21 protein-coding genes are annotated in these 24,418 nt (G+C 74.0%); 8 read left to right on the forward strand and 13 right to left on the reverse strand.

Features of this window, described 5'->3' with window-relative positions:
• Nucleotides 1–49: 49 nt before the first annotated feature.
• Nucleotides 50–1,246, forward strand: coding sequence for a PucR family transcriptional regulator (locus ACWDVG_RS13285; protein ID WP_451699120.1), 1,197 nt, complete (start codon nucleotides 50–52; stop codon nucleotides 1,244–1,246).
• Between the two features lie 67 nt (nucleotides 1,247–1,313).
• On the opposite strand, the gene ACWDVG_RS13290 is transcribed toward ACWDVG_RS13285, so the two are convergent.
• The gene (locus tag ACWDVG_RS13290; protein WP_451699122.1) at nucleotides 1,314–2,465 is read right to left on the reverse strand and encodes a glycerate kinase; all 1,152 of its coding nucleotides are present in this window, start codon (nucleotides 2,463–2,465) and stop codon (nucleotides 1,314–1,316) included.
• Between the two features lie 112 nt (nucleotides 2,466–2,577).
• Between ACWDVG_RS13290 and ACWDVG_RS13295 the strand changes: the two genes are divergently transcribed.
• Nucleotides 2,578–4,242, forward strand: a complete 1,665-nt coding sequence (locus ACWDVG_RS13295) for a BCCT family transporter (RefSeq protein WP_451699124.1) — start codon at nucleotides 2,578–2,580, stop codon at nucleotides 4,240–4,242.
• 112 nt (nucleotides 4,243–4,354) lie between these two features.
• On the opposite strand, the gene ACWDVG_RS13300 is transcribed toward ACWDVG_RS13295, so the two are convergent.
• The 4 genes from ACWDVG_RS13300 to ACWDVG_RS13315 form a co-directional block, all read right to left on the reverse strand.
• Nucleotides 4,355–4,810, reverse strand: a complete 456-nt coding sequence (locus tag ACWDVG_RS13300) for a hypothetical protein (protein ID WP_451699126.1) — start codon at nucleotides 4,808–4,810, stop codon at nucleotides 4,355–4,357.
• A gap of 1 nt (nucleotide 4,811) precedes the next feature.
• Nucleotides 4,812–8,888, reverse strand: a complete 4,077-nt coding sequence (locus tag ACWDVG_RS13305; RefSeq protein WP_451699128.1) for a hypothetical protein — start codon at nucleotides 8,886–8,888, stop codon at nucleotides 4,812–4,814.
• A 124-nt stretch (nucleotides 8,889–9,012) separates the two neighbouring features.
• Nucleotides 9,013–9,585: an AMIN-like domain-containing (lipo)protein gene (locus ACWDVG_RS13310; RefSeq protein ID WP_451699130.1), complete on the reverse strand. Its 573-nt coding sequence runs from the start codon at nucleotides 9,583–9,585 to the stop codon at nucleotides 9,013–9,015.
• Nucleotides 9,586–9,747: 162 nt separating this feature from the next.
• Nucleotides 9,748–9,951: a type II toxin-antitoxin system VapB family antitoxin gene (locus ACWDVG_RS13315; protein ID WP_451699132.1), complete on the reverse strand. Its 204-nt coding sequence runs from the start codon at nucleotides 9,949–9,951 to the stop codon at nucleotides 9,748–9,750.
• 65 nt (nucleotides 9,952–10,016) lie between these two features.
• Between ACWDVG_RS13315 and ACWDVG_RS13320 the strand changes: the two genes are divergently transcribed.
• Nucleotides 10,017–10,733 carry an SIR2 family NAD-dependent protein deacylase gene (locus ACWDVG_RS13320; protein WP_451699134.1) on the forward strand — a complete coding sequence of 239 codons (717 nt, stop codon included), beginning with the start codon at nucleotides 10,017–10,019 and terminating at the stop codon, nucleotides 10,731–10,733.
• 15 nt (nucleotides 10,734–10,748) lie between these two features.
• Here ACWDVG_RS13320 and ACWDVG_RS13325 read toward each other — a convergent pair whose 3' ends face one another.
• The 6 genes from ACWDVG_RS13325 to ACWDVG_RS13350 all read right to left on the reverse strand — a co-directional run bounded on the left by ACWDVG_RS13325 (nucleotide 10,749) and on the right by ACWDVG_RS13350 (nucleotide 16,827).
• On the reverse strand, nucleotides 10,749–11,249 hold the full coding sequence (locus ACWDVG_RS13325) for a methylated-DNA--[protein]-cysteine S-methyltransferase (RefSeq protein ID WP_451699136.1): 501 nt from the start codon (nucleotides 11,247–11,249) through the stop codon (nucleotides 10,749–10,751).
• A 12-nt stretch (nucleotides 11,250–11,261) separates the two neighbouring features.
• Nucleotides 11,262–12,761, reverse strand: coding sequence for an AlkA N-terminal domain-containing protein (locus ACWDVG_RS13330; protein WP_451699139.1), 1,500 nt, complete (start codon nucleotides 12,759–12,761; stop codon nucleotides 11,262–11,264).
• Nucleotides 12,762–12,861: 100 nt separating this feature from the next.
• Nucleotides 12,862–13,662, reverse strand: coding sequence for a metallophosphoesterase (locus ACWDVG_RS13335; protein ID WP_451699141.1), 801 nt, complete (start codon nucleotides 13,660–13,662; stop codon nucleotides 12,862–12,864).
• A 118-nt stretch (nucleotides 13,663–13,780) separates the two neighbouring features.
• Entirely contained in the window at nucleotides 13,781–14,401 is a 621-nt protein-coding gene (locus ACWDVG_RS13340; RefSeq protein ID WP_451699143.1) for an L-threonylcarbamoyladenylate synthase, read from the reverse strand.
• Between the two features lie 9 nt (nucleotides 14,402–14,410).
• The gene (locus ACWDVG_RS13345; RefSeq protein WP_451699145.1) at nucleotides 14,411–15,823 is read right to left on the reverse strand and encodes a phytoene desaturase family protein; all 1,413 of its coding nucleotides are present in this window, start codon (nucleotides 15,821–15,823) and stop codon (nucleotides 14,411–14,413) included.
• 155 nt (nucleotides 15,824–15,978) lie between these two features.
• Nucleotides 15,979–16,827, reverse strand: a complete 849-nt coding sequence (locus ACWDVG_RS13350) for an inositol monophosphatase family protein (protein WP_451699147.1) — start codon at nucleotides 16,825–16,827, stop codon at nucleotides 15,979–15,981.
• 114 nt (nucleotides 16,828–16,941) lie between these two features.
• Here ACWDVG_RS13350 and ACWDVG_RS13355 point away from each other — a divergent pair, with 114 nt between their 5' ends.
• The 5 genes from ACWDVG_RS13355 to ACWDVG_RS13375 all read left to right on the forward strand — a co-directional run bounded on the left by ACWDVG_RS13355 (nucleotide 16,942) and on the right by ACWDVG_RS13375 (nucleotide 22,286).
• A complete protein-coding gene (locus tag ACWDVG_RS13355; RefSeq protein WP_451699149.1) occupies nucleotides 16,942–18,009 on the forward strand; it encodes a lipoate--protein ligase family protein in 1,068 nt (355 codons plus the stop codon).
• A 40-nt stretch (nucleotides 18,010–18,049) separates the two neighbouring features.
• Nucleotides 18,050–18,973 (forward strand): hypothetical protein, encoded by a 924-nt coding sequence (locus tag ACWDVG_RS13360; RefSeq protein WP_451699151.1) that lies wholly within the window; start codon nucleotides 18,050–18,052, stop codon nucleotides 18,971–18,973.
• A 64-nt stretch (nucleotides 18,974–19,037) separates the two neighbouring features.
• Nucleotides 19,038–19,889 carry a serine protease gene (locus ACWDVG_RS13365; RefSeq protein WP_451699153.1) on the forward strand — a complete coding sequence of 284 codons (852 nt, stop codon included), beginning with the start codon at nucleotides 19,038–19,040 and terminating at the stop codon, nucleotides 19,887–19,889.
• Nucleotides 19,890–19,968: 79 nt separating this feature from the next.
• Nucleotides 19,969–20,772, forward strand: a complete 804-nt coding sequence (locus ACWDVG_RS13370; protein ID WP_451699155.1) for an MBL fold metallo-hydrolase — start codon at nucleotides 19,969–19,971, stop codon at nucleotides 20,770–20,772.
• A 173-nt stretch (nucleotides 20,773–20,945) separates the two neighbouring features.
• A complete protein-coding gene (locus tag ACWDVG_RS13375) occupies nucleotides 20,946–22,286 on the forward strand; it encodes a D-arabinono-1,4-lactone oxidase (RefSeq protein ID WP_451699157.1) in 1,341 nt (446 codons plus the stop codon).
• Nucleotides 22,287–22,307: 21 nt separating this feature from the next.
• Here ACWDVG_RS13375 and ACWDVG_RS13380 read toward each other — a convergent pair whose 3' ends face one another.
• Complete coding sequence (locus tag ACWDVG_RS13380; RefSeq protein ID WP_451699159.1) at nucleotides 22,308–22,766, reverse strand: nuclear transport factor 2 family protein; 459 nt, start codon at nucleotides 22,764–22,766, stop codon at nucleotides 22,308–22,310.
• Nucleotides 22,767–22,792: 26 nt separating this feature from the next.
• Nucleotides 22,793–24,394 (reverse strand): NCS1 family nucleobase:cation symporter-1, encoded by a 1,602-nt coding sequence (locus ACWDVG_RS13385; protein WP_451699161.1) that lies wholly within the window; start codon nucleotides 24,392–24,394, stop codon nucleotides 22,793–22,795.
• Nucleotides 24,395–24,418: the final 24 nt, after the last annotated feature.

Consider the following 24,418-nt stretch of genomic DNA (forward strand, 5'->3'; position numbering starts at 1 on the left):
TGCGCGTCAGGGGTGTGCGGAGGGGCCCCGGGCAGTGGATCCTCCCGGCATGGGACGGCGCAGAAGGACCGGCGACGACTGGAAGGTGCTCGCCCGCGCGTGCACCGCGCTCCTGGAGCGGACGCCGGAGCTGGTGGACGAGCACCTGCGGGAGCTCCACGCGTACGAGCCCGCCTACGGGCGGATCATCCCGTACGACCAGCACTGGCAGGAGGCCCACGAGGCGATGCGGATCGGGATCGAGATGATCTCGGCGCCCCGCAACTCGCCCCGGCGGGACCTGGAACACGCCGAGGAGATGGGACGGCGGCGGGCCGAGCAGGGCATGCCGCTGGAGCTCGTCGTGCACGCCTACCGGCACGCGGGACACCTGGTGTGGGACGCGCTGATCGAGGGCGCGGGCGCCGACGCGGCGCAGCTCACGGCGCTGATGCAGTCGGCGACGACGGTCTGGTCCGCGGTCGACGCCCAGGCGGACCGGGCCTCAGAGGCGTACCGGGCCACCGAGGCGGAGCTGCGCCGGCGCACCGACGAGCAGCTCCAGGCGCTCCTGGACGCGCTGCTCCAGGGGCAGCGGTCGCCCGAGGTCGTCTCCCGGGCGGCGGCCGGACTCGACCTGCCCGAGCACGGGCGGTACGCGGTCGTCGTGCTCCGCTACGACCGCCGGGAGGAACGGGAGCCGTTCCACCGGCAGGTGCAGGGCGAGGACGTGCGGTTCCTGTGGCGGATGGGGGCCGACTGCGAGGTGGGGGTGGTGGCGTTCGCCGGGGACACCGGGCTGGACGCGCTCTCCGAGCTGCTGGACGGGCGGTGCCCGGGGCCCGGCGGGATCAGCCCCGTCGTCGTGGGCCTCACCGAGCTGGGCCGGGCCCGGCGCCTCGCCGAACTGGCGCTGCGGACCTGCCCGCCGGGCAGCCGCCAGGTCGTACGGCTGGACCGGCGGATGGCGGGCGCGCTGGTGGTGGGGCAGCCGGAGATGGCGAACCTGCTGGTCTCCGAGGTGCTCGGGGGGCTGCTGGAGCTCGATCCTGCGGACCGGGCGGTGCTCCTGGAGACGCTGGACGCGTGGCTGGACTGCGAGGGGTCGGCGGGGCGGGCGGCGGGACGCCTGTACTGCCACCGGAACACGGTCTTCAACCGCCTGCGGCGGCTCGAACAACTGACGTCACGGTCGCTGTCGCGCCCGCGCGACCTGACGGAGATGACCCTGGCCCTGGACGCGTTCCGGCTGACGCCCCGGCCCTGACGCCCGACCGGCGCCGCGCCCCGGCCCCGCGGAGGAGGGCCGGGCCGCGGCGCCGTGACGGTGAGGGTCAGGAGAGGAAGGTGCGGGCGATGTTCGCCGCCACGTCCTCCAGGAGCGGGCCCGCGTTCGCGATGCACTTCGCCGGGTCGGGCTCCAGGTCGGTGAGCGGGTACGCCCGGCGGATGCCCGCCGCGCCGAGCGCCTCGGGGGCGAGGGCGAGGCGGCCGCAGACCGCGACGACCTCCTTGCCCGCCGCGCGGGCGGCCGCGGCGACGCCCGCGGGGGCCTTGCCGTGGAGGGTCTGCTCGTCGAGGGAGCCCTCGCCGGTGATGACGAGGGTGGCCCGCTCCAGGGCGGGGGCGAAGCCGAGGACCTCCAGCATCAGCTCGATGCCGGGGCGGAAGCGCGCGCCGAGGATGAGGGCGCCGTAGCCGATGCCGCCCGCGCCGCCCGCGCCGGGGGCGACGGCGGCTTCGGCGGCCCGGGTGCCGACGGCCTTCTCCAGGACGGTGGCGTAGTGGGCGAGCGCCGCGTCGAGGGTGCGGACGTCGTCCGGGGTGGCGCCCTTCTGGGGGCCGTACACGGCGGGGGCGCCCTTGGGCCCGGTGAGCGGGTTGTCGACGTCGCTCGCGAGGACGAGGTCGACGTCCGCGAAGCGGGGGTCGAGGCCGGAGAGGTCCGCGGTGGCCAGGTCGGCGAGCGGGGCGCCGCCGGGGCCGACGGGCTCGCCGTCGGCGTCGAGGAAGCGGGCGCCGAGCGCGGCCAGCATGCCGGCGCCGCCGTCGGTGGTGGCGCTGCCGCCGACGCCGAAGACGATCGTGGTGGCGCCCGCGTCGAGGGCCGCGCGGAGCAGCTCTCCGGAGCCGTACGTGGTGGCGGTCAGCGGGGCGAACACGCCGGGCGGGAGGAGCTGGAGGCCGGACGCCTCCGCCATCTCGACCACGGCGGTGGTCCCGCGCAGCGCGAAGGCCGCGGTGACCCGCTCGCCGAGGGGGCCCGTCACGGTCGCCTCGCGGCGCTCGAACCCGGCGGCGACCGCGGCCGCGACGGTGCCGTCGCCGCCGTCGGCGACGGGGAGGGTCTCGACCTCGAGTCCGGGGACGACCCGGCGGAGTCCCGCCGTGACCCGCTCCGCGACCTGTACGGCCGTGAGCGAGCCCTTGAACTTGTCGGCCGCCACGAGCACGTGAGCGACCTGAGTTGCTGCTCCGTCCGTCACCTTGCATCCCTTGCTTTCGAACAGGCAGTCGCGCCGAGGCCGACCCTATCCGGACCTCCGGACGGCGTGCCACCCCCGGATATGCCGATTTTCCGGACCATAGTGGGGTCACATGAGTACGGAAAAGATCGCGCCGGACGGCAAGGTCATCGGCCTCGGCGTCTCGGCGGTCGTCGGTGTCGTCGCGTGGGCGGCGCTGGGCGGGGACTCGTTCGACGGCGCGTCCTCGGCGGCCCTCGACTGGGTGCTCTCCCATTTCGCGTGGCTGTTCGTGGTCGGCGCCGACACGTTCCTCGTCCTGTGCGTGGTGATCGCGCTGAGCCGCTTCGGCCGGATCCGGCTGGGTCCCGACGGCTCGGAGCCGGAGTTCACGAACCTGGCGTGGATCGCGATGATGTTCAGCGCCGGGATGGGCATCGGTCTGATGTTCTACGGGGTCGGGGAGCCGCTCCAGCACTTCCTGAGCCCGCCGCCGGCGACGGGGGTCCCTGCGGGGACGGGCGCGGCGGCACGGACGGCCATGGAGTACTCGTTCTTCCACTGGACGCTGACCCCGTGGGCGATCTACGGGATCGCGGGCCTGGCCCTGGCGTACGCGGGTTTCCGCAAGGGCCGGGGCAACCGGCTGAGTTCGGCCTTCGTGCCGCTGCTCGGGGCGCGGCGGGCGGACGCCTGGCCGGGCCGGGCGATCGATCTGCTGGCGGTCTTCGCGACGGTGTTCGGCACGGCGACGAGCCTGGGGCTCGGGGCGCTGCAGGTGGCCGAGGGCCTGAACCTGACGATGGGCGTCGCGGCCTCCACCTCGACGGAGCTGGTCATCATCGGGGCGCTGTCGGCGGCCTTCGTCCTGTCGGCGTTCTCGGGGCTGCACAAGGGCGTGAAGTGGCTCTCCACCCTGAACATCGTGCTGGCCGCGTGTCTGATGGTGTTCGTGTTCCTGCTGGGCCCGACCGTCTACGTCCTCGACACGATTCCGGCCTCCGTCGGCGGCTATCTGCACCAGCTGCTGCCGATGGCGAGCCGTACGGGCGCGTTCACCGACCGGGAGTGGCTGGGGGCCTGGACGATCTTCTACTGGGCGTGGTGGCTGTCCTGGGCGCCGTTCGTCGGCACGTTCATCGCGCGGATCTCGCGGGGCCGGACGATCCGGGAGTTCCTGATGGGCGTGCTGCTGGTGCCCTCGGGGGCGACGGTGATCTGGTTCTGCGTGATGGGCGGGACGGCGATCCGGCTGGAGTCGACGGGCGCGGCGGACCTGGCGTCGACGGTGCGGGACGGGGCGGAGGCCTCGCTGTTCGCCATGCTGGAGGCGCTGCCCGGCGGGACGGTCACCTCGTTCCTGGCGATGCTGCTGGTGATGACGTACTTCGTCACGAGTGCGGACTCGGCCTCGCTGGTGATGGGGTCGCTGACCAGCCGGGGTTCGCTCCATCCGCCGACGTGGCTGGTGGTGACGTGGGGCGTGCTCATGGCGGCGGTGGCGGCGGTGCTCCTCGTGGTCGGCGGCCTGAACTCGCTCCAGACGGCGACGATCCTGGTCGCGCTGCCGTTCGTGGTGGTGATGCTGGCGCTGTGCTGGGCGCTCCTGAAGGAGCTGCGGGAGGACCCGGGCGCGGGCCCGGCCCGCCACCACGCGCTGCACGGTCTGGGGGACGCGGTGCGCGCCCTGGTCGGTGAGGCGATGACGGAGCAGGGGCAGCCGGACCGCCACCACCGGCTCCGCCGCGCGGCGCGGGCGCGCAGCGAGGGCGATCCCCCGGAGGACGAGCGGGGCTGAGCGGGACCGCCGGCGGGTTCGGGCTCGGCGAACCGGCCGCACGGACCGTGCTGTTGGCCGAGGGACGGGTGGGGGGAGGGCCGGGCGGCGTACCGTCCGGCCCTCCGGGTGCTCATCGCCCGGCGGTCGGCGCGGCTGCCGGGTCCTCCGTCCCGCAGTCCTCGCCCCGGGCGGGCGGGCCCACGCGGGTGTCGAGGCTGAGCGGGAGCGCGAGGACGAAGCGGTAACAGCCGCCGGGGTCCGCCGGGTCGGAGGCCGCCGGGTAGGTGACCGTGACCGTGATCGCGGCGCCGCCGTCCTTCCGCGTCCGCGGGTTGCCGCCTGCGGCGTGGCCGAGCTCGGCGTCGGTGAGTTCACCGTCGCCCGCCGCCGACTCCAGCCGCTGGCGAGTGAGTTCGCTCCGCGTGGGCTCCGGAACGGTCGTCTCGGGCTCCGCCGGCCTGCCGAGGCCCCTGATCAGCAGGGTCACCACCACCGGTACCGCGAGGGCGAGGACCAGACAGACGCCGAGCACCGCGACGCACCCGCCCGTGAGCAGGCGGGTGCGTCGGCCGGGTTCTCCTGACACGTCAGGGGGTTCCGGTGTAGCCGATGTCGATCAGGCGCTGCCGCATGACGTCAGCGTACCCAGTGGTGCCGGCGTCCTTCGGGTGGAAGGACTCGCGGCTGAGGCACTTTCCGCCCGCGGCGCCCCAGAGGCAGGACGCCGGGTCGGCGGCCGGGTCGCCGAGGTGGAAGTCGCCGTCGCCGTTCGGGCCGAGGACGATCTTGTTGATCCACTCCGGGTCGTCGCAGCCGCCGTGCCCGACGAAGGCGTTGACCGGGTTGGCGTACTCGACCTTGATGCCGAGGCCGCGGAGCCGGTCGGTGAGCTCCTTCTGTTCGGCGTTGGCGTAGTTGACCAGTTCCGCGAGTGCCGCGACCTCCGTCATGTCGTAGTACCAGGACCCGCTGCACTTGACGGTGCGGCTGAGCAGTTCGGGGTAGCCCATGACGACGATCCGGGCGTTGCTCGCCTTGAAGGAGACGTCCCAGAGGACGTCCTCCAGGTTCGGGATCATCGCGTCCACGATCCCCTTGTACCTCGTCAGGAAGCCGGAGTCGGAGGCGCAGTTGCTGAGGCTTCCGCACTCCGTCATGGCGCTGGCGAAGCCGGCGTAGTCGTTGCCGCCGAGGGTCATCATGACGAGGGTGGTGTCGTCGCTGAGGACTCCGGAGTCGGCCTGGCGGACCTCCTTGAACTGGCCCTCGCCGTGCCGCTGGGGAGCGTTGCCGCTGTCGACGTACGAGACGTTCTTCGTCATCGCGCCCGAGCAGGCGACGAAGCTCAGGTCGGCCGCCGAGCCCCGGTTGTCGGCGATGGCGCCGAGGGACTCCGTCGTACCGGGCAGGACGAGCTTGCGGGGCCAGGCGTTGGCGCTGCGGCGGCAGGCGTTCCACTGCGCGGTGCCGTGGTCCTTGTCGCTCTCCTTGGAGTACGCGCCCGCGCCCTCGCCTGCGGTGTAGGAGTCGCCGAGGACCGCCACGATGTGCTTGGGCTTGGCGGCGAGCGGCTGGAAGCCGACCGCGTCCCAGGCCACGTCCTCGTCGCCGGTGCCGTCGAGGGTGGTGCTGGCGAGACGGACCCGCGGGGTGCCGGAGACCTTGTAGACGCCGAGCGTCACCCAGGTGTTGGCCTTGTACTTCTGGCCGAGGAACCGGAAGCGGGTGAAGGTGCCGGAGCCGGTGTCGATCTCGTACTTGGCCTGCTGGGTGTGGGCGCCGTGGTCGGGGACGTGGACCATGACGCGGACCCACTGGTTCAGGGTCTTGCCGAGGGTCCAGGTGCCCGTGGTGGCGAGCCGGGCGCCGTCGGGGTCGGAGGCCTTGCGGGTGTGGGTGAACCAGAAGTGGTCGCCGTGGCCCGCGCCGATCTGGTGGAGGTCGATCTTGCCGGGGTAGGTGCCGCCGGAGTCGGTGAAGCTGAAGGAGAAGGAACCGGCGGAGGTGCTGGGGCCGCACGTGTGGCCCGTCTGGCCCATGGGCGTGGTGCCGTTGGGCACGTCGTCGACGACGAGGACGCCGGCGAGGGCCGCGCAGTTCGGCGGATAGGAGGAGTTCTCGTTGGGCTGCTCGGGATAGTCGGTGTTGTTGAAGCGGTGGACGGGGTTGCCGCACTCGGCGGCCGCCTCGCAGTTCTTCCACTGCACCGGCTCGTGCCACCAGCACTTGAGGTAGAGCGGGTTGGTCTCGTCGGGGTCACCGGGGAGCGTGCAGGGGCCCATGCCGGTCTTGTTGGACGAGCCGTCCACGATCTTGCTCTGGTCGCAGTCGTTGGACGCCGTGCAGAACAGCATGTTCGGCGGCTTGGCGCGGGTGCGGTAGGCGGTGTTGTTCCACCAGGCCGCGCGGTAACCGGCTTGCATGTCACCGGGCTTGAACATGGCGGAGATGGGGCGGCCGGCCCAGCCGATCACCTTCTCCTGGTAGGGCCAGTCCTGCGGATGCGCGGCGTGCGAGTAGTCGTCGCCGCCCGAGGAGGACTCCAGGAAGGGGAGGCGGTTCTCCTTCCAGAGCGGGTTGGCCGGGTTGTTGGTCCAGCCGACGCCCCACTTGCCGCCGTTGCTGCCGGCCGCCGACTGCGGATGGAAGCCGGAGTTGTAGGCCCACAGGGCGAAGAACCAGTTCTCGATGTACTTCGGCTTGCCGCCGTTGACGGTCATCCCGGCGATGCGGGTCTCGTTCCACTTGGAGGCCAGGATCTGCGCCCCGTACGCGATGTTCGCGGAGTAGTCGAGGGCGGCGGCCTCCTTCTGGGCGGTCGACAGCTGGTACTCGTTGATGCGCATGCCGTCGGTGACCTGCGTGATGCCGTAACCGCAGTCCGCCTTGGACCAGTTGATCGCCCACGGGTCGGCCTGGTTTCCGTCGGCCGAGTAGGAGATGCCGTAGTAGTTGCCGATGAGGGAGTTGCCGGAGACACCGGGGACGACGGTCCGGGTGGCCTGCCACATGTTGGACTCCTGCGCGGTCACGCCGAGCAGGATCTGGGCCGGGATGTGCCACTCGTCGGCGCGGTCGACCACGTGGTTGGGGTCGCCCTCCAGGACGGGCAGCGGGAACAGGGTCTGCGGGCTGTAGGCCGCCATGCCCGTGTTGTTCCAGTTGGCGGGGCGCGCGGCCCACTTGTAGAGGCCGTCGATGACGGCCTGGTCCACGGCCCACTCGACCTGCCGGGGTGTGGGCTGGAGGGCCTGCTTGCGCAGGTCGCCGCGGGGCACGGCGCACATCCGCTCGGCCTCCACCGGGTTGGTGGGGGAGGCGGCGGTGGCGTCCGCGGTCCGCGCGGCGCCCGCCGAGCCCGCCGAGGGCACCTTCGGCGCGGGGAGCGCGGGCGAGGTCCGGCCGCCGGCCGCGGTCCCGCCCGGGGCCACGGGGGCGGCTCCGGGTTCGGCGTCCAGGGTGACCCGGGCGCCGGTGGCGAGGACGGTCAGCCGGGTCCGTACGGTCCGGGTCTCCTCGCCGGTGGCCTGGGCCCCGAGGCGCGGGTCGGCGCCCGGCGCCCAGGAGGTGCCGACAGCGGCGGCGCCCAGGGTGGAGACGCGGTCGTCCTTGGCGAGCGTGCCGGGGTTCTTCACCGCGGCCGGCAGGGCGCCCTGGGTGGCCGCCTCGCCCGTCACGTACACCGTGCCGTCGGCGGTCGCGGTCAGGTCCCAGGCGGCGAGCGGGCCCCGGGCGAGGGTCGCCGGGGTGGCGCCGCCGCGCCGGATCTGCTCGGCGTCGACGCGGCGGGCCGCGCTCTGCACCGCCGCGTCCGCGCCGGGTGCCGAGGCGGCGGAGGCGGCCGCGCCGCCCTGGGGGCGGGCCTCCGGGAGGCGCTCGATGAAGGTGACGCCGCCGGACTTGTCGGCCCGGAGCTGGAACGGCACGGAAGAGGTCCTGGCGATCTCCGTCTCGCGGCCGTCGGCGGCGATGCGGACGAGCCGGTTGCCGTGCGCGGCGACGATGCCGTGCTCGGTGGGGACGGCGGAGGTGACCTGGCCGTCGAGCCGCAGCGGCGCGGAGCTCCGGCCGGTGGCGGCGTCGACGCCGATCAGCCGGGTGGCGGTGCGCTCGTCGCCGTCGTGGGTGAGCTGGGTGAAGACGGCCTGCTCGCCGGCGCCGCAGCCCGGGGAGAAGTACGCGAGGGAGGCCGTGTTCGGCAGCTTGGTGACCGTGCCGGTGGTGAGGTCGACGATCGCCGCGAAGGCGCCGCGGACCATCAGCTCGGGCTTGTTGGTGAAGGTGCGGGGCGCGTACGCGACGGCCGCGCGGGTGCCGGAGCGGGTGAGGCAGGCGTTGCCGACCCAGGCGTCGGTGTCGAAGCCGGGCTCGGAGAGGGTGGCCGCGGTCTTCCAGGCGTAGCCGTCCTTGGCGTCGGCGACGAGCAGGTGGAAGCCCCGGGCGTCGCCGGAGGTGGTCCAGGCCCGGTCCCGGGAGGTCCGGTGGCCGGGGCCGAGGGTCTCGGCCCGCTCGGCCGGGGCGACCCGGTCGGGGGCGGGGCGTTCCGCGTCGGACCGGCGGGCGGTGTCCGCCCAGCCGGCGGCGGCGCCGGGCGGGGGCGCGGGCGGAGCGCCGGCGGCCATGGCGAGACCGGGGAGGAGGCCGACGAGGAGCGCAGTGGTCACGGCTGCGGTGACGGCAGCGGCAGGACGTCCGGTGGGACGTATGTGGGGTGGCACGAGGTTCATTCCTCCACGGAACGAGGGGAAAGGGGCGCGTGCATGACAATCAGGACGGCGGCCGCGGGGCTCAGTGGTAGATGTCGACCACGAGGCGGTTCGGGGCGCTCAGCTTGAAGATCTTGTACGAGGTGTGGTCGCCGAGGGCGAGCCCGATGTGGAACGCGCGGGCCTCGGGGTCGTAGATGCTGGTGCGGCCCTGGCCCTTGAGGCTCGGGAAGTTGTACGTCTCGTAGCCCGGGCTCGTGTAGACCGAGGTGAGGGTGGTGAAGTCGAATGTGGTCGCCGGCGAGAGGTAGATCTTCAGGTAGACCTTGCCCTCGATCGGGACGACCCGGTCCGGGTCTCCGCAGCACAGCAGCGGGGTCGTCTGCGTGCTGGTCGTCCAGGAGGGGATGGTGCCCTCGCCCATGTCGATCACGAAACGGTCGTAGCCGGCGTGGGTCGCGGCCCGGACGCCGAGGACGCAGATGCCCTGGCAGTCGCGTGCCGCCGCGGTGGCGGCGGTGCCGGTGCTCACGGCGGTGGCGGCGGCGGTGTCGTTCGCGCCGGCGGCCTGGGCCTGGGGCGCCGCCACCATCAGGACGCCCGTCGCGAAGGCGGCGACCGCCGCGCCGAGGCGTCCGATTCCCTTGATGCGCATGGAGTTCTCCGTGTGTCGTCGATCCGTCGGAACCGACGGGCGGCATCCGGAACCCCGGACACCCCCCGCCGCAAAACGCCTCGCACACTACGGCGGGCACCCTCGAATCGTTCGCACAGCGAAGGAAGTTGGCCGGGAATCTGTCGGAAACCCGACGCCCGGTCAGCCCTGCGGCGGCTCCGGCGGCAGGAGGTCGCCGGTGCGGTGGGCCTCGTCGCGCGTGGCCGCACGGGCCTCGGTGCGGTGCCCGCGGGCGATGTAGTCCCGGACCACGGCCTCGACCGCGTCCTGAGGATTGCCGACGCCCGCCAGCACCATGACTTCCACGACGAGTTCCGCGTCCAGCGCGATGTTCACCTTGGCCATGACCGGAAGCTTAGGGACTCGGAAACCCGGTCGCGGACCTTCGCACGGATACCTAGGCTCGGCCCATGACGACGGTCGCGCTTCTCACCGGTGCCGGGATCTCCACGGACTCGGGCATCCCCGACTACCGGGGGCCGAACGGTCTGTGGCGGCGGGACCCCGAGGCGGAGCGGCTCGTCACCTACGGGCCGTACATGGCCGACCCCGAGATCCGGCGCCGCTCGTGGCTGATGCGGCTCGACGGTGCGGTCCTGGAGGCGGAGCCGAACGCCGCGCACCGCGCCGTCGCGGCCTTCGAGCGGAGCGGCCACGCACTGCGCGTGATCACCCAGAACGTGGACGGGCTGCACCAGGCTGCCGGGGTGCCGGAGCGGAAGGTGCTCGAACTCCACGGCTCGGCGCACTCGGTGGTGTGCACGGCCTGCCGCGTCCGGTCCTCGATGGCCGATGCCCTGGACCGGGTGCGGGCGGGCGAGGCGGACCCGGCGTGCCGGGCCTGCGGCGGGATCCTCAAGCCTGCGACGGTCATGTTCGGCCAGCGGCTCGACCCCGTGGTGCTCGGCAACGCTACGGCGATCGCCAAGGGCTGCCAGGTGTTCCTGGCGGTCGGCACCAGCCTCCAGGTGCAGCCCGCCGCCTCGCTCGCGGGGATGGCGGCCGAGCGGGGCGCCCGGCTGATCATCGTGAACGCCGAGCCCACCCCGTACGACCCGCTCGCGGACGAGATCGTCCGCGAGCCGATCGGGACGGCGCTGCCCGCGCTCCTGGAACGGCTCGCCTGATCGAGGAGCCGCCTCTCAGAACAGCGCGTCGGGGGCGGCCGTGCCCGACTCGAAGGCGAGCAGGCGCTGCTTTCGGGCGAGGCCGCCGCCGTAACCGGTGAGGCTGCCGCCGGCGCCGATCACCCGGTGGCAGGGGACGACGATGCTGACCGGGTTCTTGCCGTTGGCGAGGCCGACGGCCCGGGAGGCGGTCGGGTTGCCGAGGGCCTCGGCGAGTTCCCCGTACGTCCGGGTCTCCCCGTACGGGATGAGCCGGAGCTGCTCCCATACGCGGAGCTGGAACGGGGTGCCGACCAGACGGAGCGGCAGGTCGAAGTCGGTGAGCTCGCCCGCGAAGTAGGCGTCGAGCTGGCGGACGGCCTCTCCGAAGGGGCGCGGGTCGGGGTCGCCGAAGGTCTCCTCGGGCGGACGGTGGCGCTGGTCCGTCATGTGGATGCGGCTGAGGACCCCGTCGACGGCGACGAGCGTCAGCGGCTCGTAGGGGCTGTCCACGACGTGGTACTGGACGGTGGGCACGGCTGCGGCTCCTCAGGACGGCAGGTGGTTGATCGGGTGGTCGTCGGTGGCCCAGAGGTACTGGACCGCGTAGGCGCGCCAGGGCCGCCAGTCGGCGGCGCGGGCCGTGAGCGCGGCGGGGGTGCCGGGCAGCCCGAGGCCCTGGGCGGCGCGGCGGACCCCGAGGTCGCCGGGGAGGAAGGCGTCGGGGTCGCCGAGGGCGCGCATGGCGATGATCTCGGTGGTCCAGGGGCCGAAGCCGGGCAGCGCGAGCAGTCGGGCGCGGGCCTCCGCGCGGTCGTCGGCGGGGCCGAGGGGCAGGGTGCCGTCGGCGAGGGCCCGGACGAGGGTGAGGAGGGTGGTGCGGCGGCTGCGGGGCAGGGCGAGGGTCTCGGGGTCGAGGGCGGCGAGCGCCTCCGGTGCGGGGAAGAGGTGCGTGAGGCCGCCCTCGGGGTCCTCGACGGGGACGCCGTGTGCGGTGACGAGCCGGGCCGCGTGGGTGCGGGCGGCTGCCGTGGAGACCTGCTGGCCGAGCACCGCCCGTACGGCGAACTCGGCGGGGTCGACGGTGCCGGGGACCCGTCGGCCGGGCGCCGCGTCGACGAGCGGGGCGAGGAGCGGGTCGGCGCGCAGGCGGTCGTCGACGGCGACGGGGTCGGCGTCGAGGTCGAGGAGGCGGCGGCAGCGGCTGATCGCGTGGGCCAGGTCGCGGGGGTCGGTGAGGGAGAGGCGGCAGGCGATGTGGTCGGCGCGCGGGGCGAGGGCGACGATGCCGTGCCCGTACGGCAGGGACAGGGTCCTGCGGTAGGCGCCGTCCCGCCATTCCTCGACGCCGGGGAGGGCGGTGGCGGCGAGGTGGCCGAAGAGGTTGGACGGTTCGAGGGGGGCGCGGAACGGCAGCCGGAGGCTGATCGCGCCGGGAGCGGGCGCGGCGGGACCGGGCGCCGGGCGCCCTCCCGCCGACGGGCGGCGGGCGGCGCGGGCCCGGAGTTCGCCGGGGGTGAGGGCGAAGACCTCGCGGATGGTGTCGTTGAAGGTGCGGATCGAGGAGAAACCGGCGGCGAAGGCGATCTCGCCGAGGGGCATCGGGGTGGTCTCGATGAGGACGCGGGCGGTCTGGGCGCGCTGGGCGCGGGCGAGGGCGAGCGGTCCGGCGCCGAGTTCGGCGAGGAGCTGGCGCTCGATCTGGCGGACGGACCAGCCGAGGTGGCGGGCGAGCCCGGGGACGCCCTCGCGGTCGACGACGCCGTCCTGGATGAGGCGTACGGCGCGGGCGACGGCGTCGGCCCGGACGTTCCACTCCGGAGAGCCGGGGCTGGTGTCGGGCCGGCACCGCTTGCAGGCCCGGAACCCGGCGCGCTGGCAGGACGCGGCGCTCGGGTGGAACTCCATGTTCTCGGGCTTGGGCGGGACGACGGGGCAGCTGGGCCTGCAGTAGATCCGGGTGGTGCGGACGGCGGTGAAGAACACGCCGTCGAAGCGGGCGTCCTTCGACTGGACGGCCCGCACGCAGCGCTCGGTGTCGGTGTGCATGGCTCCAGGATCGGCGACGGGCGGGCGGCGGGCTGGCGGAAAAACGACATGGCCCTTCGGTACGTCCAGGGCGACCCGTCGCCCTCTCCCCGTCCCCGGGTCACACCGGGACGGTCCGGAAGTGGGTGGTCAGCCGGCCGTCGTCGCCGAGGACGTGGAAGGCGAGGGCGGGCGGCAGGCCGAGGTGGACGTGCTCGTGGCCGGGGCTCCGGTTCTCCCAGGGGAGGCGGAGGGCGGAGACCACCCCGGGGGCGACGAGCAGCGGGCGTCCGGCGAAGGTCGTGGCGGCGGCGGTGTGGGCGTGGCCCGCGAGGAAGGCGGTGAGGTGGGGGTGGCGCCCGGCGAGGGCGGCGAGCCGCTCCTCGCCGAACTGGCGGATCTCGTCGACGTACGGGGTGTGGAGCGGGACGGGCGGGTGGTGGAAGGCGACGAGGACGGGCACCTCGCGCGGGGTGGCGGCGAGGAGGCCGTCCAGCCACTCCAGCGTCTCGTCCTCCAGGAGGCCTTCGTGCCTGCCGGGCACGGAGGAGTCGCAGACGGCGACGACGAAGCCGTCGCCGCGCAGCACCTGGTTGACGGGGGCGTAGGGGCGGGCCGCGGCGCGGGACCCGGCCTCGGCGTCCACGTCGGCGTCCGCGTCGGCGTCGATGAGCGCGGCGCGGAAGGCGGCGCGGTCGTCGTGGTTGCCGGGGCAGACGAGGAGCGGGTGCCGGGACGTCAGCAGCTGCCGGGCGCGGGCGTACTCGGCCGGGGTCCCGTGGTCCGTGACGTCCCCGGTGACGAGGACGGCGGCCAGGTCGTACGGCAGCTCCTCCAGGTAGGAGAGGACGGCGCGGGTGCGTTCGGCGCTGCGCGGTCCCTCGTCGACGTGGATGTCGCTGACATGGGCGATGACGATCACGTGCCTCGGCCTCCATGGGTGTCGTGGACGGGCGTTCACGCGACCGTACGATGATCTTGGTCCCGCCCGTAAGGGCCGCTCCACGACCGGTGGCCCGCTCCCGGGGCCCCGCCGGGCACTACGCGAAGCGGGCGGGGTCCCCGGCGCCCACGCGGAGGATCTCGGCCTCGCCGCTGGAGAAGTCGACGACCGTGGTCGGCACGGTGCCGCAGTCGCCGGAGTCGAGGACCGTGTCGACCTGGTGGTCGAGCCGCTCCTTGATCTCCCAGCCCTGGGTCAGCGGCTCCTCCTCGTCGGGCAGGAGGAGGGTGCTGGAGAGCATCGGCTCGCCGAGGGCGGCGAGCAGCGCCTGGGTGACGACGTGGTCGGGGATGCGCACGCCGACGGTCTTCTTCTTGGGGTGGAGGAGCTGGCGGGGCACTTCCTTGGTGCCGGGCAGGATGAAGGTGTAGGCGCCGGGAGTGGCGGCCTTCACTGCCCGGAAGACGTTGTTGTTGATGTGGACGAGCTGACCCAGCTGGGAGAAGTTCGCGCACATGAGCGTGAAGTGGTGGCGGTCGTCGAGGCGGCGGATCTCGCGGATGCGGGCGATGCCGTCGTGGCTGCCGATCCGGGCACCGAGGGCGTAGCAGGAGTCCGTCGGGTACGCGATGAGCGCGTCCTTCCGGATGCTGTCGGCGACCGCGTCGATGACGCGCGCCTGGGGGTTGTCGGGGTGGACGTCGAGGTACTTGGCCATGGGGGCAGTCTATTTTCGGAGTTGGCGCCAGACGGCCTTCGCCGCGTTGTGGCCGGACATGCCGTGGACGCCGGGGCCGGGCGGGGTGGCGGAGGAGCAGAGGAAGACCGCCGGGTGCGGGGTGGCGTAGGGACGCGCGGAGAGCGTGGGGCGCAACAGCAGCTGGAGGCCACTGGCGGCGCCGCAGGCGATGTCCCCGCCGACGTAGTTGGCGTTGTGCGCGGCGAGTTCGGCCGGTCCCGCGGTGGCGCGGGCGAGGACGCGGTCGCGGAAGCCGGGGGCGAAGCGCTCGATCTGCCGCTCGATCGCGTCCGTGAGGTCGCCGGTCCAGCCGTTGGGGACGTGGCCGTACGCCCAGAAGACGTGCCGCCCCTCGGGGGCGCGGGAGGGGTCGACGAGGCTGGGCTGGGCGGTGATGAGGAAGGGCGTCTCGGGGGCGGTGCCGGAGGAGGCCTGGCGCAGCGCGGTGCCGATCTCGCCCGCGGTGGGGCCGATCTGGACGGTGCCGGCGCGGCGGGGGTCCTCGGCGGTCCAGGGGACGGGGCCGTCGAGGGCGTAGTCGATCTTGAAGGCGGCGGCGCCGTACCGGTAGCGGTCGTAGTGGCCGCCGAGCCCGGCGATCCGGGCGAGGGCGGTGGGCGAGGTGTCGAAGACGTAGGCGCGGGCGGGCGGCAGGTCGTCGAGGCGCTTCACCTCGAAGTCGGTGTGCACGGTGCCGCCGAGGTCCTTCAGGTACGCGGCGAGGGCGTCGGAGAGGGACTGGGAGCCACCCCGGGGCAGCGGCCAGCCGACGGCGTGGGCGGCGAGCGCGAAGACCAGGCCGACGGCTCCGGTGGCGAAGCCGCCGAGGGGCGCCATGACGTGGCCGACGAGTCCGGCGAGGAGGGCGCGGGCCTTCTCGTCCCGGAAGCGGCGCATCAGCCAGGTGGACGGCGGCAGTCCGGCGAGGCCGAAGCGGGCGAGGGTGACCGGGTCGCGGGGCAGCGCGGTGAGCGGCAGCTGCATGAAGTCCCGCGCGAGGGTGTCCCACCTGTCGAGGAACGGGGTGACGAGCCGCCGGTAGGCACCCGCGTCCCGGGGGCCGAACGAGGCGGCCGTCTCGGCGACGGAACGGGCGAGGACGACCGCGGTGCCGTCGTCCCAGGGATGGGCCATGGGCAGTTCCGGGTGGAGCCACTCCAGGCCGTACCGGTCGAGGGGCATCGTCTTGAAGACGGGCGAGCCGGCGCCGAGCGGGTGGACGGCGGCGCACGGGTCGTGACGGAAGCCGGGAAGGGTCAGCTCGGCGGTCCGGGCGCCGCCCCCGACGGTGGACCGGGCTTCGAAGACGGCCACCGAGTGGCCGCGGCGGGCGAGTTCGACGGCGGCGGTCAGTCCGTTGGGCCCCGCGCCCACCACGACGGCATCGAGCAGCGACGTCACCTTCGGACTCCTTCGTCAGCCGGTGGCCAGGGCTCCCAGGATAGGACGGCGGCTCCCGCCTCCCGGCGCCGCCTCCTCACTGACCCGCACTCCTTTCCTTGACTCCCCTCCCCCACTCGCGTCACTCCCCTCCTCGACTCCTTCCCCCACTCGCGTCACTCCCCGCCTCGACCACCCCCCAGGAGCCTCCGGATCCGCTCGGCGGTGGCGGCGTCCCTGGCGGCCGTGAACGGCAGGGCGTTCCCCCCGGTGATGCGGAACGGCTCCCCGGCGACCGTCGTCTGCGCGCCGCCCGCCTCGGCGACCAGCAGCAGCCCGGCCGCGTGGTCCCAGGCGTACTCCCAGGAGAACGCGGTGGCGTCGAGGGCGCCCCGGGCGACGGCCAGGTACTCGAGCCCGGCGGAGCCGCAGGCGCGCGGGCGCACCCCGTCGACGGCCAGGCCGAGCAGGGCGCGCTTCTGGTCCGGGGTGGTGTAGTCGGGGTGGGAGGTGGCGACCTCCAGCACGTCCCCCGCGGCGGGCGAACCGGAGCGTATGACCTGTCCGTTGAGCGTGGCGCCGCGGCCGCACACGGCGACGGCGAGCTGGTCGAGCGCGGGAGCGTAGGTCCAGGAGGCCAGGAGCTCGCCGTGCCGGGCGAGGGCGACCAGGGTGCAGAAGCCGGGGTCGCCGTGGACGAACTGGCGGGTGCCGTCGACCGGGTCGACGATCCAGACGGGGGCGTCGCCGCGCAGCGCGCCGTACACGTCGGGGTCGGCGTGGACCGCTTCCTCGCCGACCACGACGGAGCCGGGCAGCAGGGCGGTGAGGGCGGTGGTGAGCTGGGTTTCGGCGGCCCGGTCGGCCACCGTGACGAGGTCGTGCGGGCCGCTCTTCTCGACGATGTCGGCCGCGGCCAGCTGCCGGAAGCGCGGCATGATCTCGGTGGCGGCCGCCTTGCGGACCGCCTCCTCCACCTCGGTCGTACCGCCGGCGAGGACGTGCTCAACGAAGTCATCGATCATGCGTCCAGCTAAGCACGGGCCTCTGACAACCGGAATGCCGCTCTTGTCACCCCCTGTTCTCCCGGGGAGTACTCTTTGGACCGGTTCACCCCTTACAGGCGGGAGAGGGTCTCCGTGCACGGCGCGTACCACGGCGAGTACAAGGTCCCCGGCGGGAAGCTGGTGGTCGTCGACCTCGACGCGCGGGACGGCGTCCTGCGGAACGTCCGGGTGGCGGGCGACTTCTTCCTCGAACCGGACGAGGCGATCCTCGCGATCGACGCGGCCCTGGAGGGCGCGCCCGTCGACACCGACGCGGCGGGCCTCGCGGTGCGCATCGACGCGGCCCTCCCGCCGGGCACGGAGCTGTTCGGCCTGACGACGGAGGGCATCGGGGTCGCCGTGCGGCGGGCCCTCGCGCACGCCACGGACTGGACGGACTACGACTGGCAGCTGATCCACGAGCCGCCGCAGTCCCCCGCGCTGCACATGGCGCTCGACGAGGTCCTGACGGCCGGGGTCGCGGCCGGGCGCCGTCCGCCGACCCTGCGGATCTGGGAGTGGGGCGCGCCCGCGGTGGTCATCGGCAGCTTCCAGTCGCTGCGCAACGAGGTCGACGCGGAGGCGGCGGCGCGGCACGGCATCCAGGTGGTGCGCCGCATCAGTGGCGGCGGCGCCATGTTCATCGAGGTCGGCAACACCATCACGTACTCCCTGTCGGTGCCCGACGCGCTGGTGCAGGGGCTCTCCTTCGCCGACAGTTACGCCTATCTCGACGACTGGGTGCTCGGCGCGCTCGGCGACATGGGCGTGAAGGCCTGGTACCAGCCGCTGAACGACATCGCCACGGAGGCCGGAAAGATCGCGGGGGCGGCGCAGAAGCGGATGGTCGGCGGCGCGGGCGCGGTGCTGCACCACGTGACGATGGCGTACGACATCGACGCGGACAAGATGACCGAGGTGCTGCGGATCGGGCGCGAGAAGCTCTCCGACAAGGGCACGAAGAGCGCGAAGAAGCGGGTGGATCCGTTGCGCCGGCAGACGGGCCTGTCGCGCGAGGCGGTCATCGAGCGGCTGATCGCCTCCTTCCGCGACCGCTACGGCCTGACGGAGGGCCGGGTCACGGAGGAGGAGACGGCACGGGCGAAGCGGCTCGCGGAGACGAAGTTCGCGACGGCGGAGTGGACGGCCCGGGTGCCCTGACCCGGCGGGCGGCCGGACACGTGTGCGTAGGCTGGCCCGCATGAGGGTCGAGGGGCCGGCGCGGCCGGGGTTGCGGACGGAGTGCGCCGACGGGCGGCGGCTGGTGCTCACGCAGGGGGGCGTGCCGGTGCTGTTCGCCCGGCAGCGGGCCTCGCACCGCGGGCTGTACTACGCGCGCACGGGCCGGTACGCGTCCCCGCTGGCCCCGGTCCGGGCCGAACGTGCCCGTGCGGTGGCCGCGTTCGCGGAGCCGGGCTCCGAGGCGTGGGCCGAGCGGTGGGCGGCGCACGTGGAGACGGAGCTCCGCCGGGCCCCCGGCGGCCCGCTGCACACCGGGGAGTGGAACCTGGCCCCGGACGCGAACAACTGGTTCGTGGACGGCAATTGGCCGAAGCTCCTGGAGCACGATCCGGACCGGGGCCATCTCACCTGGTTCGGCTACGGGGACCCGGTCGAGGACGCGCGGGACCTGCTGCCGCTGCGGGCCCTGTCGCATCCGGAGGCGCCCCGCGTGAAGGCGTACCGCCGCGCCCATCGGGAGGGCGTGCTGCCGCCGGTGGTCGCGTGGTGGATCAGCGGCCTGCACTCCCCCGTGGTCCTGGACGGTCACGACCGGCTGACGGCGGCGCTCGCGGAGGGCGGCCGGCCGGAGGTGCTCGTGCTGTCGCGGGCGGTGGACGCCGCCTGGGTGGCCCTGTGCGCGGAGCGGCCCGTACGGGCGTACGAGGAGCGGGTCGCCGCGCTGACCGGGCCGCTGGCGCCGACGCGGATCGCGCACGAGGGCCGACGGCTCGCCGCCGAACTGCTCGCGGTCGCCCGGTCGCCGGAGAGGACCCGCGCCTGGCCGTTCCCGGGCGGCGCGGAGGCCTGGGACGCCGCGGCCGCCGCGTATGTGCCGGGGTGGGAGCCGGAGGCCGACGACCTGGGCGACCGGACATCCGTGCGGGGGCGCCCGGGGCTGTGACCGGCCGGCCGCCGGCTCGTTGACGCCAGGGACACCCGGTGGTGACGGATCGGAGGACGGACTGATGGGACGGGCGAGAAGGCTTCTGGGCGGCTTCGTGGGGGCGGTGCTCACCGTCACCCCGCTCACCGTCACCCCGCTCGGCGTCGGCCCCCTCGGACCCTTCGGCGTCACGACGGCGCACGCGATCGTCGGCGGGCGGGAGGCGGGCCTCCACGAGTACCCGTTCATGGCTGCGCTGGTCGATCTGGAGGGGCGCACGGAGTTCTGCGGCGGCGCCCTGATCGGCGAGCGGCACGTGCTGACCGCCGCGCACTGCCTCACCGGCGCCTACGCCGATCCGGCGCGGGTGGGGGTCTTCCTGGGCGATCACGACCTGACGAAGGCCGCGGACTCCCCGTACGCCCGCCTCGCCGAGCCGAAACGGTTCTCCATCCACCCGGACTACGACCCCGGTACGCAGCGCAACGACATCGCCGTCGTCACCCTCGACCGGCCCGTCGCCTACGACCGGGGCGTGAGCCCCATCCGGCTGCCCGCCCCCTTCCCCCCCGCCGTCTTCGAGCACGCCCGCGTGGAGGTGGCCGGCTGGGGCGCCACCGCGTTCGGCGGACGCCGCTCCCCCGTCCTGCGCAGCGTCACGCTCGACACCGTCGACAACAGGACGTGCGCGGAACGCGGCATGCCGGGCGTGACGCCCGCGCAGATCTGCACGTACGCGCCGGGCCGCGACGCCTGCCAGTACGACTCGGGCGGCCCGCTGATCCACCGGGACCGCGCCGGGAGGCCGTACGTCGTCGGTCTCGTCTCGTACGGGCAGGGCTGCGCGACGCGCGTCCCGGGCGTGAACACCCGGGTCTCGTCCCACCTCGACTGGATCGGCCGGACGACCGGGCGTGCGCCCGTCTCCCCCTGACCTCCGCGCCCCCGGTGGGCGCTCAACTCCCCTGCCCCCGGCGGTCCGTGGCCCGGCCGACGGTGGCACCATCGGTGGGGTGCTCCCTTCTCTTCGGATCGGTCCGTACACCGTCATCGCGCTCGCCGACGGCGCCGGCCCCTTCTTCTCCCCGAGGTCCGAGGCGTTCCCCGACGCCACCGCCGAGCAGTGGGCCGCGGCCGACCGGTTCGATCCCGGCGCGGTCGACGCCGGCGGGAACCGGCAGCTCCGGTTCCGCGCGTTCGCGATCCGCGGCGACCGCGGGGTGACGGTGGTCGACGCGGGCATCGGCCCGGCCGACGGCCCGGCGGCCGCGTGGGCCCCCGTGCCCGGGGTGCTCCCGGAGTCCCTGGCCGCCGCGGGCATCGCACCGGCCGACGTGGACACCGTGGTGCTCACGCACCTCCACACCGACCACGTCGGCTGGGCCGTCGTCGGCGGCGAGCGGGCGCGGCCGTTCTTCCCGAACGCCGCTCACCTGGTGCAGCGGGCCGAACTCGACGCGCTCGACGCGGTCAACCCGCAGCTGCGGTCCGCCGTGGTCGACCCGCTCCGGACGGCCGGCCTGCTCCGGCCGGTCGACGGCGACACCACTCTCCCCGGCGGCGAGCGCCTGCTCGCCACCCCCGGCCACACCCCCGGGCACCAGAGCGTCCTCGTCGACTCGGGCGGCGACCGGGTCGCGGTCACCGGTGACCTCCTCGTGCACGCGATCCAGCTGCTCCACCCCGCCCTTGCCTATGCGCACGAGACGGACGCCGACCAGGCGAGGTCGTCGAGGGAACGGGTGCTGGGCAGCCGGACCGCCGGCACCCTCCACCTCGCGACACCGCACCTGACCGAACCGTTCGTCCAGCGCTGAGCGCCCGTCGGCCGTCCGCCGATCCCGCCGGGCACCCTCTCCAGGTCGGTTGTCCAGGTCAACTGTCCTGGAACTCTTGACCCCGGCGGCCCGACGCGTCCACTCTTCGAGGAGCCGCCGCTTCGTGCGCCGGTCCGGCGGCGAGCGCCGGTCGAGTGGAGAGGACCCCGGTCATGACCAGCGTGTGGCGCAACTGGGCGGGCAACGAGCAGGCCCGCCCCGTGCGCGTACGGCGGCCCGCCGACGCCGCCGAGGTCGCCGCCGCCGTCACGGACGCCGTCAGGGACGGGCACCGCGTCAAGGCGGTCGGCGCCGGGCACTCGTTCAGCCCGGTGGCCGTGGCCCCCGGCGTCCAGCTGCGCCTCGACCGCATGGCGGAGCTGCGGTCCGTGGACCGCTCGACGGGTCTCGTCACCGTCGACGCGGGCATGCCGCTGTGGAAGCTCAACCCGCTGCTCGCCGAGCACGGCCTCGCCCTGGAGATCCTCGGCGACATCGACCGCCAGACCGTCTCCGGCGCCGCCTCCACCGGCACGCACGGCTCCGGGACCCGCTTCGGAGGCATCGCCACGCAGGTCCGCGCGCTCGAACTCGTCCTCGCCGACGGGCGGATCGCCACCTGCTCCCCGACCGAACGACCGGAGCTGTTCGCGGCGGCCCGCGTCGGACTCGGCGCCCTCGGGATCATCACCCGGGTCACCCTCCAGTGCGTCCCGCTCTTCGCCCTGCACGCCCACGACGCGGCCGTGCCCGTCGCCGAGACCCTCGACCGGATCCACGAACTCGCGGACGCGCACGACCACTTCGAGTTCTTCTGGTTCCCGCACAGCACGACGACGCTGACCCGGCGGTTCCGCCGCCTGCCCGCCGACGCCCCGCTGCGCCCGATCGGGGCGGTGGCGCGCCGCCTGGACGAGACCGTCAGCGGGCTCGGCTTCGAGGGCCTCAACCGGCTGGGCACGCGCTTCCCCGGTCTCGTGCCGCCGATCACCCGCCTCGCCGCGCGCGCGATGTCGGCCCGCGAGTGGTCGGACCTCTCGTACCGCGTCTTCGCCTCGGCCCGTGACGTCCGCTTCCACGAGGGCGAGTTCGCCGTCCCGCGGGAGCACGCCGTGGACGTGCTCAAGGAGATCAAGCACTATATCGACTCGCACGACGCGCGGGTGTCGTTCCCGCTGGAGGTCCGCTTCGCCGCGCCCGACGACATCTGGCTCTCCACCGCGCACGGCCGCGAGAGCTGCTACATCGCCTTCCACCAGTACCACCGCATGCCGTACGAGGAGTACTTCGCGGCCTGCTCCGCCATCCTCGGCGCGTACGGCGGCCGCCCGCACTGGGGCAAGATGCACGGGCTCGACGCGGAGGCCCTGCGCCCGCGCTACCCCCGATTCGACGACTTCGTCGCCCTGCGCGACACCGTCGACCCCGCCGGGCTCTTCGCCAACCCGTACCTCGACCGGGTCCTCGGCCGCGCGCCCGACGCCGGGGCGGCGACCGGAGCGGCCGGGGACTGACGCCTGGCCCCCGCCCGGGCGCTACCCGGCGGCGCCCCCGGCCGGTGCCGACTCCGCCGGCCGCCGCTCCGGCGCGACCTCCCGCTGCTCCGCCTCCGCCGCCTCCCGGGCGATGCGGTCGAACTGGGCGCCCATGGCCTCGGCCAGGGCCTTCGCCGCCGACAGCGGGCGGACCATGACGGTGAAGTCGTCGATCCTCCCCTCCTCGTCGAAGTGGAGGAAGTCGCAGCCCTGGATCCGCCTGCCGTCGACGGTCGCGGTGAAGACGAGGGCGTGGTCGCGGCCGTCCGGGTTCGCGATCTCGCGGACGTACGTGAAGTCCTCGCAGACCCGCAGCACCCCGCGCAGGATCGCCGCGGTGATCGCCCTGCCCGCGTACGGCGTGAAGGCGACGGGGCTGGTGAAGACGACGTCCTCGGCGAGGAGCGCCTCGACGGCGGCGGCGTCGCGGTCCTCGACGGCCCGGCGGAAGGGATGCACGACCTCACCTTTACTCACATAGTTGATTAGGTGCGTCGGACATTAGAGGGGTCCGCCCGGCCTGTCCACCCCTGGCGGGGCCGACCGCCGTGCTCGCGCGGTCGAACGGCTCCCATGAGCCCGGCGTACAGGAGCAGCGAGGCGGCGAGACCGACCGCCCAGCCGTAGTCGGCGAGGGGCCGCAGCAGCGGGATCAGCCCGTCCTCGGGGAACGGGCCGGTGCCGGGGGCGGAGTGGGAACCGCCGACCGCGAGGACCCCGCCGACCGCGAAGGCCAGGAGCGCGGCCGGGTTCCAGCCGCCGCGGTACCAGTACGGGCCGTCGGCGCGGTACAGGCCTGCGAGGTCGAGGACGGTGCGGCGGACGAGCCAGTAGTCGGCGATGAGGATGCCCGCGACCGTACCGAGCAGCCCGCCGACGAGGCCGAGCCAGGTGAAGATGTACAGCTCGGGGGTCGAGGTGAGCTTCCACGGCATGATGACGACGCCGACGACGCCGGTGATCAGGGCGCCCGTGCGGAAGTTCACCAGCTTCGGGGCGAGGTTGGCGAGGTCGTACGCGGGCGAGACCACGTTGGCCGCGATGTTCACCGACAGGGTCGCGACGAGGACCGTGACCAGGGCGAAGAGCAGCCCGAAGACGTTGTCGGTCTTCGCGGCGAGCGCCACCGGGTCCCAGACGGGCGCGCCGTACACCGCCTGCGAACCGGAGGTGACCAGCACCGACAGCAGCGCGAACAGGGTCATGGTCGTGGGCAGTCCGAGGCTCTGGCCCCACACCTGGGCGCGCTGTCCGGCGCCGAAGCGCGTGAAGTCCGGGATGTTGAGGCTGAGGGTCGCCCAGAAGGCGATCATGCCCATCAGGGACGGGAAGAAGACCGGCCAGAAGTCGGCTCCCCAGCCCAGCTTCGAGGGCTGGTCGAGCAACGGGCCGAGCCCACCCGCCTTCGCCGCGATCCAGACCAGGAGCACCAGCGCGCCGACGATGACGAAGGGCGCGGCCCAGTTCTCGAAGCGGCGCAGGGCCTCCATGCCCCGGTAGATGACGGCGAGTTCGAGCGCCCAGAAGAGGACGAAGCAGAGCCACAGCGTCCACGGCCGGCCCGCGACCGTCGCCGCGTCGGCCCAGCCGCCGAAGACCTTGCCGAGCAGGACGAAGACGCCCTGGCCACCGATCCAGGTCTGGATGCCGAACCAGGCGCAGGCCACTCCGGCGCGGATCAGGGCGGGCAGGTTGGCGCCGCGCAGGCCGAAGGAGGCGCGGGCCAGGACCGGGAAGGGAATGCCGTACTTGGGTCCGGCGTGCCCGGTGAGCAGCATCGGCAGCAGCACGATCACATTGGCGAGGGCGATCGTGAGGACGGCCTGCTTCCAGTCCATGCCGAGGGCGACGAGACCGGAGGCGAGCAGCCAGGACGGGATGTTGTGGGCCATGCCGACCCAGAGGGCGGCGAAGTTGTACGTGGTCCAGTGGCGCCCCGCGACGGGGACGGGCAGCAGGTCGTCGTTGACGAACCGGGGGTCGGCGGGGGCCGCGTCGGGCGCGAGCTCGACGCGGCCGTCGAGGGTGTCGAAGGCGCCGGGGGTGCCGGGGGTGCCGGGTCTTCCGGAGGGGGTGGTTGCTGTCATGGCGGCGGAACCCTTCGTTCGAGG

The organism is Streptomyces sp. NPDC003327, from assembly GCF_053589515.1.